Origin of the sequence: Enterococcus hermanniensis (assembly GCF_001885945.1) — a bacterium.
Lineage (GTDB): Bacteria > Bacillota > Bacilli > Lactobacillales > Enterococcaceae > Enterococcus_A > Enterococcus_A hermanniensis.
The window spans coordinates 19,228-35,437 of sequence record NZ_JXKQ01000009.1 but is presented as its reverse complement, the minus strand read 5'-3'; the positions used below and the strand labels follow the sequence as shown (position 1 = coordinate 35,437).

General features: G+C 37.5%; 17 protein-coding genes. All 17 read right to left on the bottom strand.

Going from position 1 to position 16,210, the window contains the following annotated elements; all coding sequences use genetic code 11:
• Positions 1 to 170: 170 nt before the first annotated feature.
• Positions 171 to 770 (bottom strand): dephospho-CoA kinase, encoded by a 600-nt coding sequence (coaE, locus tag RV04_RS10160; protein ID WP_071858354.1) that lies wholly within the window; start codon positions 768 to 770, stop codon positions 171 to 173.
• 6 nt (positions 771 to 776) lie between these two features.
• Positions 777 to 1,616 (bottom strand): DNA-formamidopyrimidine glycosylase, encoded by an 840-nt coding sequence (gene mutM, locus RV04_RS10155; protein ID WP_071858353.1) that lies wholly within the window; start codon positions 1,614 to 1,616, stop codon positions 777 to 779.
• A gap of 115 nt (positions 1,617 to 1,731) precedes the next feature.
• Positions 1,732 to 4,371: a DNA polymerase I gene (gene polA, locus RV04_RS10150; RefSeq protein ID WP_071858352.1), complete on the bottom strand. Its 2,640-nt coding sequence runs from the start codon at positions 4,369 to 4,371 to the stop codon at positions 1,732 to 1,734.
• 170 nt (positions 4,372 to 4,541) lie between these two features.
• On the bottom strand, positions 4,542 to 5,225 hold the full coding sequence (locus RV04_RS10145; RefSeq protein WP_071858351.1) for a Bax inhibitor-1/YccA family protein: 684 nt from the start codon (positions 5,223 to 5,225) through the stop codon (positions 4,542 to 4,544).
• Positions 5,218 to 5,685, bottom strand: coding sequence for a MaoC family dehydratase (locus tag RV04_RS10140; protein ID WP_071858393.1), 468 nt, complete (start codon positions 5,683 to 5,685; stop codon positions 5,218 to 5,220). Before RV04_RS10140 ends, RV04_RS10145 begins: the two co-directional genes overlap by 8 nt.
• 174 nt (positions 5,686 to 5,859) lie before the next feature.
• Positions 5,860 to 7,194 (bottom strand): UDP-N-acetylmuramate--L-alanine ligase, encoded by a 1,335-nt coding sequence (gene murC, locus RV04_RS10135; RefSeq protein WP_071858350.1) that lies wholly within the window; start codon positions 7,192 to 7,194, stop codon positions 5,860 to 5,862.
• Between the two features lie 102 nt (positions 7,195 to 7,296).
• Positions 7,297 to 7,746 (bottom strand): SprT family protein, encoded by a 450-nt coding sequence (locus RV04_RS10130; protein ID WP_071858349.1) that lies wholly within the window; start codon positions 7,744 to 7,746, stop codon positions 7,297 to 7,299.
• Positions 7,739 to 9,919 carry a Tex family protein gene (locus RV04_RS10125; RefSeq protein WP_071858348.1) on the bottom strand — a complete coding sequence of 727 codons (2,181 nt, stop codon included), beginning with the start codon at positions 9,917 to 9,919 and terminating at the stop codon, positions 7,739 to 7,741. Before RV04_RS10125 ends, RV04_RS10130 begins: the two co-directional genes overlap by 8 nt.
• 112 nt (positions 9,920 to 10,031) lie before the next feature.
• Positions 10,032 to 10,928 carry a DMT family transporter gene (locus RV04_RS10120; protein ID WP_071858347.1) on the bottom strand — a complete coding sequence of 299 codons (897 nt, stop codon included), beginning with the start codon at positions 10,926 to 10,928 and terminating at the stop codon, positions 10,032 to 10,034.
• Between the two features lie 55 nt (positions 10,929 to 10,983).
• On the bottom strand, positions 10,984 to 11,712 hold the full coding sequence (locus RV04_RS10115) for a metallophosphoesterase family protein (protein WP_071858346.1): 729 nt from the start codon (positions 11,710 to 11,712) through the stop codon (positions 10,984 to 10,986).
• A 32-nt stretch (positions 11,713 to 11,744) separates the two neighbouring features.
• Positions 11,745 to 12,116 (bottom strand): VOC family protein, encoded by a 372-nt coding sequence (locus RV04_RS10110; RefSeq protein ID WP_071858345.1) that lies wholly within the window; start codon positions 12,114 to 12,116, stop codon positions 11,745 to 11,747.
• A gap of 110 nt (positions 12,117 to 12,226) precedes the next feature.
• Positions 12,227 to 13,618, bottom strand: a complete 1,392-nt coding sequence (locus tag RV04_RS10105; protein WP_071858344.1) for an L-cystine transporter — start codon at positions 13,616 to 13,618, stop codon at positions 12,227 to 12,229.
• A gap of 255 nt (positions 13,619 to 13,873) precedes the next feature.
• Positions 13,874 to 14,257, bottom strand: a complete 384-nt coding sequence (locus RV04_RS10100) for a DUF1149 family protein (RefSeq protein ID WP_071858343.1) — start codon at positions 14,255 to 14,257, stop codon at positions 13,874 to 13,876.
• Positions 14,258 to 14,273: 16 nt separating this feature from the next.
• Positions 14,274 to 14,897, bottom strand: a complete 624-nt coding sequence (locus RV04_RS10095; protein WP_071858342.1) for an HAD-IA family hydrolase — start codon at positions 14,895 to 14,897, stop codon at positions 14,274 to 14,276.
• A 30-nt stretch (positions 14,898 to 14,927) separates the two neighbouring features.
• Positions 14,928 to 15,596 carry a 2,3-bisphosphoglycerate-dependent phosphoglycerate mutase gene (locus RV04_RS10090; RefSeq protein WP_071858341.1) on the bottom strand — a complete coding sequence of 223 codons (669 nt, stop codon included), beginning with the start codon at positions 15,594 to 15,596 and terminating at the stop codon, positions 14,928 to 14,930.
• A 50-nt stretch (positions 15,597 to 15,646) separates the two neighbouring features.
• Positions 15,647 to 16,060: a competence protein CoiA family protein gene (locus tag RV04_RS10085; RefSeq protein ID WP_245791085.1), complete on the bottom strand. Its 414-nt coding sequence runs from the start codon at positions 16,058 to 16,060 to the stop codon at positions 15,647 to 15,649.
• Positions 16,061 to 16,078: 18 nt separating this feature from the next.
• The gene (locus RV04_RS13635) at positions 16,079 to 16,207 is read right to left on the bottom strand and encodes a hypothetical protein (RefSeq protein ID WP_010739029.1); all 129 of its coding nucleotides are present in this window, start codon (positions 16,205 to 16,207) and stop codon (positions 16,079 to 16,081) included.
• Positions 16,208 to 16,210 lie beyond the last annotated feature (3 nt).

Genomic DNA, 16,210 nt, shown 5'->3' with positions numbered 1-16,210 from the left:
CACTTTCCTACTATTTATCTATTCACTATAACTTGTGATAATTGATTTATTTGTTCATCGTTTATTCTACAAATAACCTTCTAACTGTACTGATTATTCGTTTATATAACAAGAGTTTACCATAACAAAGCGACTAAAAAAAGCGTCGTAGTGCTACGACGCTGAATTCTTTAAGAAACAAATTGATTTTTGATTAGCCAATCCATAACTTGTTTTCGTAATTGTTCGAAAGAGCCGCAATTATCAAAAATAATCTGAGCTTGCTCTTTTTTTAACTCTAGTGATAATTGACTATCGATTCGTTTTTGCGCTTCTTCTGGCGCTAACGAATTTCGCTTCATCAAGCGGTCTAATTGATACTCTGGCGTTACATAAACAACTGCTACCGCATCCATCATTTTTTCATAATGCCCTTCATATAACAATGGGATATCAACAATCACTAGCTCGCTCGTTTTTTTTGCTGCTGCTATTTGCTGAGTGATTTCCTTCCGGATAAAAGGGTCTAATAATTGATTCAATTGTGTCCGTTTTTTTTCATCTTGAAAAACGAGATTGCCTAATTTTTTTCGATCTAAGCAGCCATCTTTTTGTAATATGCTTGGGCCAAAATTCTCAATTAAAGCCGTCAATCCTGGCGTTTTAGGTTCAACAACTTTGCGAGCAATCACATCCCCATCGACGATTGGAAAATGATTTTCTGCAAAAATCTTTACTGCCGTTGATTTTCCACTTGCGATTCCACCAGTGATTCCTAATACAAAACTCATCGTTTCCTATCCCTTCGCTTGATTTAATTTTTGACAATGCGGACAAAGATGCGTGCCGCGCTGTGCTACTTTAATTTTAATGATCGGTGTTCCGCAACGGGGACAAGGATTGCCTGTTTGACCATACACATGTAATTCTTGCTGGAAATGTCCTGCTTCACCCAAAGCATTTAAGTAGGTGCGAATCGTTGTTCCACCTGCTGCTTTCGCTTTAGTAATGACTTCAATAATCGCTTCACGTAAAGCAACAACTTCTTTTTGTTTTAATGTATTCGCCGGACGTTCTGGGTGAATTTTAGCCAGCCATAAAACTTCATCGACATAAATATTGCCTAAGCCAGCGACGATTTTTTGATTCAGTAATAACGGCTTGATCATCGTTTTTGCTTTTTTTAAATTTTTTACAAACGCATTTAAATCAAAATCTTCATCGATCGGCTCAGGGCCTAGTTGAGCTAAGCCTTTATAGTCTTTTGCAGTGCCTTTTTGCAGTAGTGCCATTCTACCGAATTTTCGGACATCGTGGTAGACTAATTCGGTCCCATCCGTAAAAATAAAACGGACATGGCTATGTTTATCTAAAGGCGTTGCTTCTTTGAAAAATTCATATTTCCCTTCCATTCTCAGATGGGAGACCATTTCATAATGGGTAAATTCAAAAATCAAATACTTTCCCCGTCGCTCTACTGTTTCGATCGTTTCACCAACTAATTGTTGACTAAAAATTTCTACTTCGGGAAATTCAATGATACGCGGCCAATAGACATCGACTTTAGCAATCGTTTTACCTTTTACTAATGAAACCAAACCTCTTCTCACTGTTTCCACTTCAGGTAATTCTGGCATTCTTTCCACGTCCTATTCTATCTAAAAATAGTCATTCGCAAAAATGACTGAAGTTTGTCTAAATCAGTTGCTCTTAAATGATAGAAAAGAAGCTGGAATCTCTTCCAGCTTTTTTCTATTTCGCTTCGTACCACGTGGCTCCCCAATTACTATCAGTTAGCAATGGCACCTCTAATTGGACGGTATTTTCCATGACATCTTTTACTAATTGATCCAATGCTTCCAATTCACTTTCAGGGACTTCAAATACTAGTTCATCGTGAACTTGTAGTAACATCGTCGCTTGTAAATCTGATTCTTTTAGTCGTTTAGCCATTTCGATCATGGCTAACTTCAATATATCTGCTGCACTGCCTTGGATCGGTGTATTGATGGCCGTCCGTTCAGCAAATGATCGGACATTGAAATTCCGTGAATTGATATCTGGTAAATAACGACGACGGTTATACAATGTCGCTGCGTAACCTTTATCTTTGGCTTCTCTAACACTTTCTTCCATGTAACGTTTTACATCTGGATAATTTTCAAAATACGTATCGATATACTCTTGTGCGGCCTTACGCGTGATTCCTAAGTTTTGCGACAAGCCATAATCAGAGATCCCATAAACGATTCCAAAGTTGACCGCTTTTGCGTTGCGCCGCATATTGGGTGTCACTTCGGCTTCGGAAACATTAAAGACCCGCATCGCCGTGCTTGTATGAATATCCATTCCATCACGGAAGGCTTGTTTCAAATGTTCATCGCCAGAAATATGCGCCAATACTCTCAACTCAATTTGTGAATAATCCGATGAATAAATCAGCCAATCTTTTTCTCTCGGCACAAAAGCTTGACGGATTTTTCGACCTTCTTCTAAACGGATCGGAATGTTTTGTAAGTTAGGATCTACCGAACTTAAACGTCCTGTTTGTGTCAACGTTTGGATATAGCGCGTATGGATCTTATTGTCTCCTTGAATCACTTTCAATAAACCTTCGACATAGGTCGATTGAATTTTTGCTAGTTGGCGATAATCTAATATATGTTCAACAATCGGTGCTTGCTCTTTTAATTGCTCTAAGACATCGACGGCTGTAGAATAACCTGTTTTCGTTTTTTTGATTACTGGAAGATTCATTTTTTCAAATAAAATCACACCTAATTGTTTTGGTGAATTGATGTTGAATTCTTCTCCAGCTTCTTGATAGATTCGTTGCTCAATTTCTTGAAGACGTTTTGAAAATTCGCCCCGCATCCCTTGTAACCGTTGCGCATCAACCGTGATCCCAGCAATCTCCATTTCAGCCAAAATTCGCGAAAGTGGTAATTCCATTTGGTAAAACAATTTGTCTTGTTGTTTCTCTTCCAATTCTTTTTCCAACTTTTCACTCAAGAACTGGATTGCTTTGATCTTACGGGCTAAATGACCATAAAAAAGCTCAGGGTCTTCAGGTAGGCCTTTTTTAGCGCCTTTACCGTAAACTTGTTCATCTGTTTGGATTTCTGTATAACCATAATATTGTGAAACACCTGCAATGTCATTGCTATTGTCATTGGTGTCTAATAAGTAGGCTGCTAGCAAAACATCGAAATTAATTCCTTCTGTCTTACCAATGTAACGATTCAGTGCGACATATGTTCGCTTAGCATCATAAACCTTTTTACCATTTGATTGTTTCAACCATTTTTGGAAGGCCTCATTTTCAAATAAAGCCAACTCATCTGTCACATAGATTTTTTCTTTGGTCCCCCATGCGACACCCACGATGTCTGAAAGATGGTAGTTATCTTCTAGCATCTCTACATATAGCGCAGCATCTGTTTCAAACATTGATTCATCAAAGGTATTAACTACTTCAAATAAGATATCTTCTAGTTCGATTTCCTCTTCTTCCACGTTTAATTTGCTAAGGAAACCTTTAAAATCCATTTCTTTATAAAAAGGAATTAATTTATCTAAATCTTTTCCTTGATAAGCTAATTCATCGATTGAAATTTCGACTGGGGCATCCACTGCGATAGTAGCCAATTCTTTTGAAAGAAAAGCTTGTGTTTTATCATTGATTAGATTTTCTTTCATTTTACTTTTCTTTAATTCATCGATATTTTCGTAAACACCTTCGACACTACCGAATTGTTTTAATAATTTGATTGCTGTTTTTTCACCGACTTTTGTCACACCTGGATAATTATCTGAAGCATCCCCAGCTAAACCTTTCATATCAATGATTTGATTTGGTGTTAAGCCATCATATTTTTCAGCTACATGCGCGGGCGTATACGATTCAATCTCGCTGACACCTTTGACTGTAATATCGACTTTCACTTTATCAGTTGCTAACTGCGTTAAGTCTCGGTCACCTGATAAAACGACAACCTCAAAGCCCTGTGCTTCTGCGCGGTGAGCCAACGTACCGATAATATCATCTGCTTCATAATTATCTAGTTCGTAATGCTTAACCCCTAAACCAACTAATAATTCACGTAAATAAGGCATCTGTTCGCGGAATTCTCCGGGAGTTTTTGATCGTCCACCTTTATATTCTGAATACATTTCTGTCCGAAAAGTTGTTTTGCCCGCATCAAAAGCGACTAAGACATGCGAGGGTTGCTCACGATCCATGACATTTTCGAACATATTATTAAACGCATAAATGGCATTTGTATGTAACCCATTTTGATTTTTAAAGCGCTCTAAAGAATTGTGTAACGCAAAAAAGGCACGGAAGGCCACGCTATTTCCGTCAACCAATAATAATTTATTTTCATTCATATTCTCGACTCCTAGTCTCGTTCCTATTTTAAAACACCTATTTTATCTCTTCGTTTGTCTAAATCTCCACGTTTCATTTTAACAAAGTATCGGCTGAAAAGAAAAGATTGAAACTGCTTTATTCACTTATTCTTGAAAAAATAAGCCAAAANAGAGGCGATCGATCGCCTCTATTTAGTATTGCCAAAAATTCTTAAGAATGAAATAAACAAGTTGATGAAGTCTAGGTAAAGTTGCAAGGCCATAAATACGGCTGTACCATTTCCTGCTTGACCATTTGAACTGATATAGATTTTTCTGATCATTTGATTGTCATAAGCGGTGATCCCAGACATGATCACTACCATCAAAATCGAGATAAAGAAATCCACGGCACTGCTTTGTAAGACAAAAACATTTAATAGCATAGCGATGATGATTCCGAATAGACAACTTAAACCAGCTCGTCCGATACCAGATAAATCACGTTTAGTGAACGAACCAATCAGTGACATCACTAAGAATGTTGCAGCAGCTGTTACAAACGCTTGGGTAACCGTCCCTAAATCATACATAGCTAGCGTCACCGCTAAAGTCAAACCATTAAGCGCTGAATAAACGACAAATCCACCGATAGCTAAGGTTGGATTTTTTTGGGCCTTTACGCCTAAGAAAATAACCAATGCCATTTCAGCGATCCATAACCCCCAAAAGCCTAAAGGAAAATGATTGACAAAATTCGATACTTGATAAACCCATGGTCCTAAAGCCAGATAAGAAATCACCGCACTAATGCCGATCCCTAAAGCTAAAAAACCGTAAATCTTTCCATAAAAACGATTCAACCCATAAACTTGTGTTTCTTGATTATTCATTTATCTCATCTCCTATTGGATGTGGCTGTGGTGGTTTCACCATAACAACCGCATCTAAGATTCGTTTTTCTTCATTATCTGTGGCTTCAATAGCTTCAACAGAAATGGTAACAACATCTTTCATTTTATCGACCTTGATCACTTCAAATTTAAAGGTCAATGTTTCGTAATGAAAAACGGGATCAATAAAATTGATCGAAAAATTCACAACGTGGGAACCCGGTCCTGGTAAATGTTTTGAAATCGCACTTGTTATGATCCCCATCAACATCACTGAGGGGACAAGCGGTTGTTCATATTCAGTGTCTTTTGCGTAATCGTGTTGGATATATAAAGGATTGGCATCATTCGTTAATCCTAAATATAAAAGAATCTGATTGTCTTCAATCGATTCTGTTAACGATAACGAGTCACCTTCCTCGATTTCATCAATCGTTTTTCCGATTTTCCGAGACTTCATGTTATACAAATTTATTCCCTCCGTATATTAGTAATACTACTGATTATTTTAGCAGAAAGCGTTGAAAACACAAGTTTGGGTCTTTTGAAGTTTTAATTTTTCTAAAGTATCCCTCATTTTTGTTAAAAAAAGACTCGACATAATAATCGAGTCTTTTGAAAGTGTCTTCTTTAATTATAATACGTTGCGCGTTGTGTTGCTTAATAGGTCTTCATAAGCACGTTCAAATTTTTGAACATCTCCGGCACCCATAAAGATAACGACCGCATTTTCATGATCTAATAACGGAGACATATTTTCTTCTTTGATGACTTGACCGCCTTTTTGAATCTTCGCGCCTAAGTCTTCAATTTTTACATCGCCAGCTGTTTCGCGAGCAGATGAGAAAATATCACAAAGATAGACTTTGTCGGCACGATCTAATGCTTCAGCAAAATCATCCATTAGAGCAATCGTCCGCGTAAATGTATGTGGTTGGAAAACCGCGATCAATTCTTTTTCAGGATATTTTTGACGCGCTGCATCGATCGTTGCTTTGATTTCTGCTGGATGATGTGCATAGTCATCAACAATCGTCATATCAGCTACGGTTTTTTCACTAAAACGACGTTTGACGCCAGAGAAAGTCAACATTTCTTCGCGCACTTGATCCATATCTAATTCTTCAAAATATGCAACTGCAATCACTGATAGAGCGTTCAAAATATTATGTTTACCAAATGATGGGACTGCAAAGCGACCAATAAATTTTTCATTATGATAGACATCAAACGCAGAACCGTTAGTTGTACGAACGATATTACGTGCTTGGATATCATCATTTTCAGATAAACCATAATAGTAAATTGGAACATCTGCTTCTAATTTACGCAAATATTCATCATCACCATAAGCAAAGATACCTTTTTTGACTTGAGAAGCCAATGTTTGGAAGGCGTCAAAGACATCATCAATGCTCTTGAAATAATCGGGGTGATCAAAATCGATATTTGTAATAATAGAATAATCTGGTGAATAAGCTAAAAAGTGGCGTTGGTATTCACACGCTTCAAAAGCAAAGAATTGTGCATCTGGAACACCATGGCCTGTTCCATCACCGATCAAGTAACTTGTTGGTGCTAAACCATTTAAGACATGGGCTAATAAACCAGTAGTACTTGTTTTTCCATGTGAACCAGTTACGGCAATACTTGTATATGGTTGGATAAATTTACCGATAAAATCATGGTAACGAATGATTTCTAGACCTAATTCTTTGGCACGAGCGATTTCTTCATGGGTATCAGGGAATGCATTTCCTTGAATGATCGTCATACCTTCTTTAATATTGTCTTTGCTGAATGGCAAAATTGTAATGCCGGCTTTTTCTAAATCGCGTTGGGTGAAGAAATAATTTTCAACGTCAGAACCTTGTACATTGAATCCTTTTTCATGTAAGACCAATGCTAAGGAACTCATACCTGATCCTTTGATTCCGACAAAATGATAAAGCATATCTTTTTTATTCATCTAATCCTCTTCCTTATATGTACAAAATTGATTGCGGTTCACATTATCATATAAAAAGACAAAAATAGCAATCTTTTATCCTCCAGATAAGACTGGATTCTTTTACATTTCAATTGTCTTCAAAAATTTTAGTCTTCCTTGACAACTTCCACAAACATAACGAACGGTATTGATTTTGCGACGACGTTTGATTTCTTGCTGGCATGTTTGACAGCGATACACTTGATAGCTCATCTTCCCCAGCGGCGGCGTAAAACGAGAGCCCCCACTCAGCTTAAGCAACTGCTTAAATTCACTATCTTTGTGCTGGTATCCACGACCAGTGAGATGCAAATGATAATGACACAGCTCATGTTTGATTACTTTGATCAATTCTATTTTGCCATATTTTTCATAGACCAATTGGTTAAAATCTAAGTCATGACTTTTCAGATGATAACGTCCACCCGTTGTTTTTAATCGTGAATTAAAACGCGCTTGATGACAAAACGGCTGGTGAAAAGATTCTTGCGAAATCTTTTCAACCAAAGCCTGTAACTCTTGATTAGTCATTCTTCTCACTTTGAATCATCGTTAAACTAATACGACCTTTTTTCACATCGACAGCCTCGACCCACACCGTCACGACATCCCCGACAGAGACGACATCAGTTGGATGTTTAACGTAATTTTTACTTAGTTTAGAAATATGGACTAAACCATCTTGTTTCACACCAATATCTACAAACGCTCCAAAATCGATCACATTACGAACGGTTCCTTGTAATTCCATCCCCGCTTTCAAATCTTCCATCGATAAAACATCTTGACGAAGCAATGGGGCTGGCATTTCATCTCGCATATCTCGTCCTGGCTGAACTAAGGCTTGCAACATGTCTTTGATGGTTTCTTTACCAATTTCAAATTGCTTTTGCAATTCATTGACTTGCAAGGCCTTGATTTTTACTGTTGCTTCATCAGTACCTAACTCTTTTAAGTCCACGGCAGCAAATGTCAGTATTTCTTTGGCACTAGCATAACTTTCCGGATGGATTGCTGTATTATCTAAAATATTTTTGGCATCAGGAATTCGTAAAAAACCAATGGCTTGCTCGTATGCTTTTGGTCCTAAACGTGGAACTTTTTTTAATTGTGGACGTGAAGTAAAGGCCCCATTCTCTTCACGATAGTTGACAATATTTTGTGCAGTTGTTTTGTTTAATCCTGAAACAGATTCTAACAACTGTGGGCTTGCAGTATTCACATTGACACCGACTTGGTTCACGGCTGTTTCAACTACAAAATCTAAGCGTTCTGATAAACGTTTTTGTGAGACATCATGTTGATATTGACCGACACCGACTGCTTTAGGATCGATCTTGACTAATTCTGCCAACGGATCTTGCAGACGACGGGCAATACTAACCGCGCTACGTTCTTCTACTTGTAAATTAGGAAATTCCGTTCGCGCAATATCACTCGCTGAATAAACAGAAGCGCCAGCTTCATTAACGATCACATAAAAGACTTCTTGATCAATTTGCTTTAATTGTTCTGCCACAAATAATTCTGACTCACGACTAGCTGTACCATTTCCGATAGCAATCATTTGAACACCATGTTTTTTGATCAATGCTTGCAATGCAGGTCCAGCTGCTTGACGTTTTGCTTGAGCGGCCGGTTTATGGGGATAGATCACTTCGATCGCTAAGACCTTCCCAGTTTCATCAACGACTGCTAACTTACAGCCTGTGCGATAAGCCGGATCAAATCCTAATACGACTTTACCTTTCAAAGGTGATTGCAACAATAAATTACGAAGATTTTCACCAAAAATATTGATTGCTTGTTCATCTGCATCTTCAGTTAATTCGTTTCGGATTTCACGTTCGATTGCTGGACCAATAAATCGTTTATAACTATCTTTATAGGCTTCACGAATAAATTCAACGGTAATCGAACGATTATTGGTCACTAATTGCCGTTCTAAATACTCTGTGATTTTGTCTTCTTCGACAACGATCGAAACCTTCAAAATTTCTTCTTTTTCTCCACGGTTAGACGCTAACACGCGGTGAGAAACCATTTTATTAATCGGTTCTGCAAAATCATAATACATTTCATAGACTTCTTTTTCATCTTTTTCTGCATCCTTGACTTTACTTTGATAGACACCGTTTTGCTTCGTATAATTACGGATCCATGTCCGAAAATCAGGATTGTCACTAATTTGTTCTGCGATAATCTCGTGGGCACCTCGTAAAGCAGCGTCAGCAGTTTCCACTTCTTCACTGATAAATTCAGCAGCTTTAGCAAAAACATCCCCCGATTGAGGAAAGCTCAATAAGTACTCCGCTAAGGGCGCTAATCCATTTTCTTTAGCAATCGTTGCTTTCGTCCGTCGTTTTTGTTTATAGGGACGATACAAATCTTCTACTTTTTGGACTTTGACAGCTCCTTGGATCTTTTTCGCTAATTCTTCCGTTAATTTACCTTGTTCATCGATTAAACGTAAAACTTCTTGTTTCCGTTTTTCTAGATTTTCTAAGTAATTATAACGTTCTTCGATTTCACGAAGTTGAACTTCATCCAAACTGCCCGTCATTTCTTTACGATAACGAGCGATAAAAGGAACTGTATTCCCTTCTGATAATAATTTTAATGCCACATTGATTTGTTGTGGGCGATAATCTGACAATTCTTTATTCAGTAGTTGAATGATTGCTTGGTTTAAGTTCTCTGCCATTTCATTTCCTCATTTCATCCAAAATCTTATCTATTTTATCATATTTTCTAATAGATTGCTCCTCTTAGAAAAGTCAAAAACCTCTCCTTCCCTTCAAGTAGAGGTTTTTGATTCAACGTAAAAATTTTCTTTGACGCCAAAAATTGGGCAATTCGGATAAAAATAAGCCAGTCAACGTCAATAAAATCCCAATTAGACTTTTTAGTCGTAATGGTTCTCCTAAAATTAAAACAGAAGCTAGTGTCGTAAGCATTGGAATCGTATAAATATAAACCGCCGCACGAACCGCACCTAAAGACTTGACTGAAAAGCCCCAAGTCACAAAACAAATTGCCGAAGCTCCGACCCCTAAAAAAAGCAAGTTCAAAAGATTTTCTGGAACCCAAAGTCGTGAGAGGCTTAATGAATCAATGGAAAAAAACAGCACTGGAACCATAAACAATAAACCGTATAAAAAAATCTTTTGTGTCGCAAAGAACGGATTGTAACCAAAGTGACCGATTTTATTTAAAATCAGTGAGTAAGCGGCCCAGCAGACTGTTGCCAATAAGGCTAAGCCATCGCCGATTGGGTTAACATCTAATGTGCCGGAAAAACTGATTAAAGCTACACCAACCATCGAACACATAAACCCTAAAACAAAGATTCTAGGAATCGTTCCTTCCTTTAGTACAAATCGACTAAGCAGCGCCGTAACGAACGGACTGACGGAACCAATGATTCCGACGTTCATCGCCAATGTATACGTCAATGCCACGTTCTCCAAATAATAATATAAGAAAACTCCAAATAATCCGGCAAAAAGAAAATATTTTTCTTCCTGCCAACCTTTGAAATAGATTATTTTTCTAGAAACAATTGCTAAAACAACAAAGCCTATCAAAAAGCGAATAAATAAAATTTCGATCGGTAAAAAGTGCTTTAATAAAATTTTGGTTGAAATAAAGGTCAAGGCCCAAATCAACACGGTTACACTAGCTGCCAAATGCCCTTTTAAAGTCTGAGACATTTTTACCTCCTATATTAATGATAAAAAGTGAGGTTCAACTGAACCTCACTTCACCTTAAAAATCAGGTTGCCAAGGATGATCAGTGTTTGAAAGTTCATAGTCCTCAACTATTCCTGTTTGATCAAAAACAACACCGTGGAGGCTACCACCAAACACAGCTCCGCCATCGATCCCGATTTTTCCATCTGATTGCCACAAAGCAGTTGTTTGCATATCACCATATAACATAGGAGTGATCGTGTGACCAAAGACGATTGTTTTCCCGGTATTATTTTTTCCATGATGGAACGGTTCACGAATCCATAAAAAATCCGTTTTAGCTGTCTCCGTCCATTCCTTGGTTAAATCGACACCTGCATGAACAAATAAATACTTTCCCCATTCACAATAAAAAGGTAACACTTCAAGAAATTGAAGCAATTCTTTGTAACGACTACGGATCATCATCGCGATTTCCGTGGGTGAGTATTCTGCAGTCGCTCCTTTATGTAGCAAACTCTCGATTGTTTCTTTTCCGCCATTGTGAAGATAGCTTGGAAACCAGTCTTCCGGAGCCTCCATAAATTCTAAAAAATACTGTTCATGATTGCCTCGAAGATAGACTGCTTGATATTTTCTGACTAGTTCCATCGCTAACAACCAACAATCTTTGCTCTTGGGACCTCGATCATTTAGATCACCGATCAAAATCAATTGTTGCGTTTTCGCTTGAAAGTGTTTTAACATCGCTTGAAACATCCCAAACTCACCATGAATATCTCCGATAACAAAAACTTGGTCCATACTTACTCGCTCCTTTCGATCAAAGGTGCTCTTTACTTACCAGATACGACAAAATAATTACCATCTAAATCAACAAAGTTAAAGACATATTCTTTATCGATTTGAACTAAGTCTCCTAGTTGAACGTCGACTGTTTGTAATTTTTTGTATAAAGAAAAGACATCATCACTACCGAAAATCAATGCCGGCGCAGGTTCAGTTACTTCATCATCATTTTTTTCAACGAAAGCCCGATCATAAATTACTAAATGAGTCGTACTATTTTGACTCATCGCTACTTCCGCTACTTGCGATCCGTCTAATTCTTCAAAACTGATTTCAACAAATCCTAAGCCTTGCCAAAATTCACTCGCCTTTTTTACACTATCTGCATATAGAATTACTTTTACTTGTTCATTAAACAATTATCTCACTCCTAAAATTTCACTCTGACCATTTAAAATAGTTACTGTCAGCAATCCTTCTCACAGTATATAAAAAAAGACTTGGTCGCGCTAGCCAAGTCTTTTAAAAATTATGAATTTGCTTCGATTGATGCATTTTCGTCTTGCAAAGTACCACGGTCTAATTCATGGATTCGTTCGCTAGTTACCACACCAGCAACCATACTGCCACTTACATTGACCGCTGTACGCGCCATATCGATCAGTGGTTCCACGGAAATAACCAACCCAACGATAGCGACAGGCAAGTTCATAGCACCTAATACGATTAATGAAGCAAACGTTGCTCCACCACCAACTCCCGCAACACCGAATGAACTGATTGTAACGATGGCCACCAACATCACAATAAATTTCAAATCAAAGACATTTATACCAACTGTTGGTGCAACGATCGTAGCCAACATAGCTGGGTAAACACCCGCACAGCCATTTTGACCGATCGAAATCCCAAAACTTCCAGCGAAGTTTGCTGTCGCTTCATCCACACCCAAAGCTTTCGTTTGTGTTTCGATATTCATAGGCAATGTCCCAGCACTCGAACGTGAGGTAAAAGCAAAACTCAATGCAGGAAAAGCCTTTTTGAAAAATGTCACTGGATTGACTTTGACACTTGCTAAAATCAATGAGTGAACGATCAACACCATGATCAAAGCACTATAAGAAGCCAAAATAAATTTACCTAAATTGACAATGGCTTCAAAATCACTCGTTGCTAAAACATTCGTCATCAACGCCAAGACACCATAAGGAGTCAAACGTAAAACTAATGTGACAATCCGCATAATGATTTTATAAAGGCTTTCGATCAAATCCGCAAAAAAAGCGGCTTCTTTTGGTGCTTTGCGTCGTACACCAAGAAAAGCAATTCCGACAAATGCCGCAAAAATCACAACCCCGATCGTACTTGTTGAACGCGTTCCCGCAAAGTCAGCAAAAACGTTCGTTGGAATAAATGACAATATTTGTTGCGGGATCGAGAAATTTTGTACCATTTCTTGACGATCGGCTAATTCTTTGATCCGAGCAGTTTCTGCAGCACCTTTAGTGAACGTTGCACCATCAAGATTGAAAATCATTACCGCTGCGATCCCAATTAAAGCAGCAATTGCTGTCGTAACTAATAATGTACCTAAGACATTGGCACTGATTTTCCCAAGTTTATTACTTGTTTTCATCTTAGTGAACGCACCAACAATAGAAATAAAGACTAAAGGCATAACTAACATTTGTAATAATGAAATATAACCATTACCGACGATCCCGATCCATTCCATTGCTTGGGTAATTACTTTGCTATCATTTCCTAAAAGTACTTGTAAAATTCCGCCAAAAATAATTCCGGCACCTAATCCCGCAAAAACACGATTAGAAAATTTCACATGTTTCTTTTGCATTTGATAAAAAGCCACAAGTAATGCAATGAATACTAAGAGCACCAATACAGTGAACAGAGTTGTCATAGTATTCCTCCTAAAATAATGCTTAATAATGACAAGTCTGTCAAAGGAAGTAAAGGTTCCCGGTGAACACTCTTCAGTGTAGCACCCTAAAATCCAGTTGCGCGATTTCTCAATTTTAGTGACTAAAAAAGTATAACGTAGATTATTTAATTTGTCTTAATTTTTGTTTATTTTCATAAAAATTTCATGGCAACATAAAAAAACCACCTTGATCTGCTCCTAAATCAAGGCAACAATAATCAACATGGTCTTCTACTAAAGCGTATTAGATGAAAAATTAATTTTAATTCCTGGTTTATCTAAAGCAATCTCAGTTACTTCATAAACCATTCGCTCAATTAAGCGTAATAATGGCGCAATCATTTCGTTGGCTTCCGCTTCGGTCAAATCGTTCTGTCGTCTAACTTGACGATTGATCACGTGAACGACTTGAGAAAATACGCCTCCGATAATAAAATTTTCAAATGGAAGGACGAATTCAACCCGTACACCCATAATGCTATTTTCGGCTGGATAGCCCGGATCCACTGCTTCCAATGGACTGAAATTAATCTGCAATTTTTGTTTCACTTCTTGATCTTTTGGTGGAAGTCCATAATTAAAAGATTCCACGACTTCTTGATCGCGTTGTAATTCCATTTCGCACCTCCTTAATTTAATTATAGCTTTCTGGTGAAAAAATTTGTACCATTTCTTTTAAATTATTGATGAAATATGTCGCATTAATTGCTTGATCAAAATGATCTAAATCAAAAAAACAGGTACGGACATGAGCATTGTTTCCCGCTTCGATATCCAGTTGACGATCTCCGATCATCACGGTTTGAGCCCGATCCATTTGATAGGTCTCCATCAAATAATTCAATGCAGTTGGATCAGGTTTTCTTGGAAAATTGGAATCACTTCCGATAATAGCCACAATCAAATCTTCCAAACCATCTCTTTTCAATAAACTCCACGTTGATTCGACTGTTCGATGTGTCAAAATAAAATGCTGTCCGCCTATGGCTTGCAATTCTTCCAACATTTCTCTCGTTTCATTAAATGGAAAAGAATCTTTATTTTGTTTAGCCTCATAATCATGATATACGCGATAAAAATCTGGCACTGGTAATTTCCAGTCAATGATCATCTGACGAATCGACTCTTCTTTGATCTTACGATAAATGATTGTTTCGTCTCTTTCAATATTAAAATCCTTGAACGTTTTCATTAATGCCTGCATCATAATTGGATAGGTATCATACAGTGTACCATCAAAATCCCAAATAAAATTCATTGTCTACCCTTCTAAGTTAACATAATAATTTTATAAAACTTCTTTGTGAGTGATTTCTAACTGTTCATTAAATGTATAAACCACCGGTGCTGCATTAGGAATATCGATTTGATCGACTTGGTTGGTCGGAATCGCTTCTAAAAACTGGACGAGTGCTCGCAAACTATTCCCATGGCCACAAACTAAAACCGTTTTGTGATCCAAAAGCTGAGGTGCGATCTGATCTTGCCATAAAGGAATAACTCTTTGTGCTGTCAGATGTAAACTCTCTCCTTTTGAAATCAAACGCGGATCTAATAAATCATACCTACGATCAAAATGATTATCTTTTGTTAATGGTGGGACTTCATCGAAATCGCGGCGCCATTTTTTTACTTGCGCTACGCCAAATTCTTTTGCCATTTGGTCTTTATTTTTCCCGACTAAAGCTCCATAATGTCGTTCATTCAACCGCCAAGTTTTATATTCAGGAACAAAAGCAGCGTCCGTTTCATATAAAATTGTTTCAGCTGTTTTAATCGAACGCTTCAAAACCGACTCAAAAGCACAATCGATTGTTAATCCGCTGGCTTTTATCTTTCTACCGGCTAAACGAGCTTGTTCGATGCCTTTTTCTGTTAAGTCTACATCTAACCAACCCGTCCAGTAATTTTCAAAATTCGCTTCGCTTTCACCATGTCTGACAATAATTAGTTTCATCATTTCACCTTCTCATAATAAGAATAGCAGAAAAAGCCTAGTTTTAAAAACTAGACTTTTTTAACAAATTGCGTCTGGCAATTTTTACAAGTAACTTTTATTTTTCCTCTACCTTTTGGTGCACGCATTTTTTGTTTGCATTCCGGGCATTTAAAGTAACGATACGTTCCCTTTTTCCCTTTTAGAAAATCTTTTATTCGATCAATCATTTGAATAAATTTTTGATTTTCATTGCTCCGCGGATAGATTCGTTTTGAACAAAAACGATACAGAATCAAGCCCAAAGCTATAAGGGCCAAAATATTTCCCAGATAAAAAGGAATCCAGCGAGCAAAAACCAGCATCAATACCCAAAAAATCAATAACGCTTTATTGATCTGATCAAATCGGCCATAACGACCACGCATCAATTCCGCATACTTTTGATAATATTTCATCATTCGTTGCATCCAGATATTATTCAATCAGTGATCGCTCCTTTATTACTTGTTGTAAATTTTTGGTCCTTTACGCATGTTTTTACGGTCATTTTTAGGCGTCTCCATTTTTTCTGAACGTCCGCCACCTTGTTTCTTTTTGATTAGTTCTAACATTTTTTCTTTTTGATTCATTTT

Excerpts from the sequence above, each read along its gene's own strand:
- RV04_RS10095 (WP_071858342.1), bottom strand. The coding sequence starts at position 14,897 with ATGAATTTTATTTGGGATTTTGATGGTACACTGTATGATACCTATCCA.
- RV04_RS10100 (WP_071858343.1), bottom strand. The coding sequence starts at position 14,257 with ATGGAATTACAACGCGATCAAGAAGTCGTGGAATCTTTTAATTATGGA.
- RV04_RS10105 (WP_071858344.1), bottom strand. The coding sequence starts at position 13,618 with ATGACAACTCTGTTCACTGTATTGGTGCTCTTAGTATTCATTGCATTA.
- mutM (WP_071858353.1), bottom strand. The coding sequence starts at position 1,616 with ATGCCAGAATTACCTGAAGTGGAAACAGTGAGAAGAGGTTTGGTTTCA.
- coaE (WP_071858354.1), bottom strand. The coding sequence starts at position 770 with ATGAGTTTTGTATTAGGAATCACTGGTGGAATCGCAAGTGGAAAATCA.
- RV04_RS10130 (WP_071858349.1), bottom strand. The coding sequence starts at position 7,746 with ATGACTAATCAAGAGTTACAGGCTTTGGTTGAAAAGATTTCGCAAGAA.
- polA (WP_071858352.1), bottom strand. The coding sequence starts at position 4,371 with ATGAATGAAAATAAATTATTATTGGTTGACGGAAATAGCGTGGCCTTC.
- RV04_RS10115 (WP_071858346.1), bottom strand. The coding sequence starts at position 11,712 with ATGGACCAAGTTTTTGTTATCGGAGATATTCATGGTGAGTTTGGGATG.
- RV04_RS13635 (WP_010739029.1), bottom strand. The coding sequence starts at position 16,207 with ATGAATCAAAAAGAAAAAATGTTAGAACTAATCAAAAAGAAACAAGGT.
- murC (WP_071858350.1), bottom strand. The coding sequence starts at position 7,194 with ATGAATAAAAAAGATATGCTTTATCATTTTGTCGGAATCAAAGGATCA.
- RV04_RS10125 (WP_071858348.1), bottom strand. The coding sequence starts at position 9,919 with ATGGCAGAGAACTTAAACCAAGCAATCATTCAACTACTGAATAAAGAA.
- RV04_RS10090 (WP_071858341.1), bottom strand. The coding sequence starts at position 15,596 with ATGAAACTAATTATTGTCAGACATGGTGAAAGCGAAGCGAATTTTGAA.
- RV04_RS10140 (WP_071858393.1), bottom strand. The coding sequence starts at position 5,685 with ATGAAGTCTCGGAAAATCGGAAAAACGATTGATGAAATCGAGGAAGGT.
- RV04_RS10145 (WP_071858351.1), bottom strand. The coding sequence starts at position 5,225 with ATGAATAATCAAGAAACACAAGTTTATGGGTTGAATCGTTTTTATGGA.
- RV04_RS10120 (WP_071858347.1), bottom strand. The coding sequence starts at position 10,928 with ATGTCTCAGACTTTAAAAGGGCATTTGGCAGCTAGTGTAACCGTGTTG.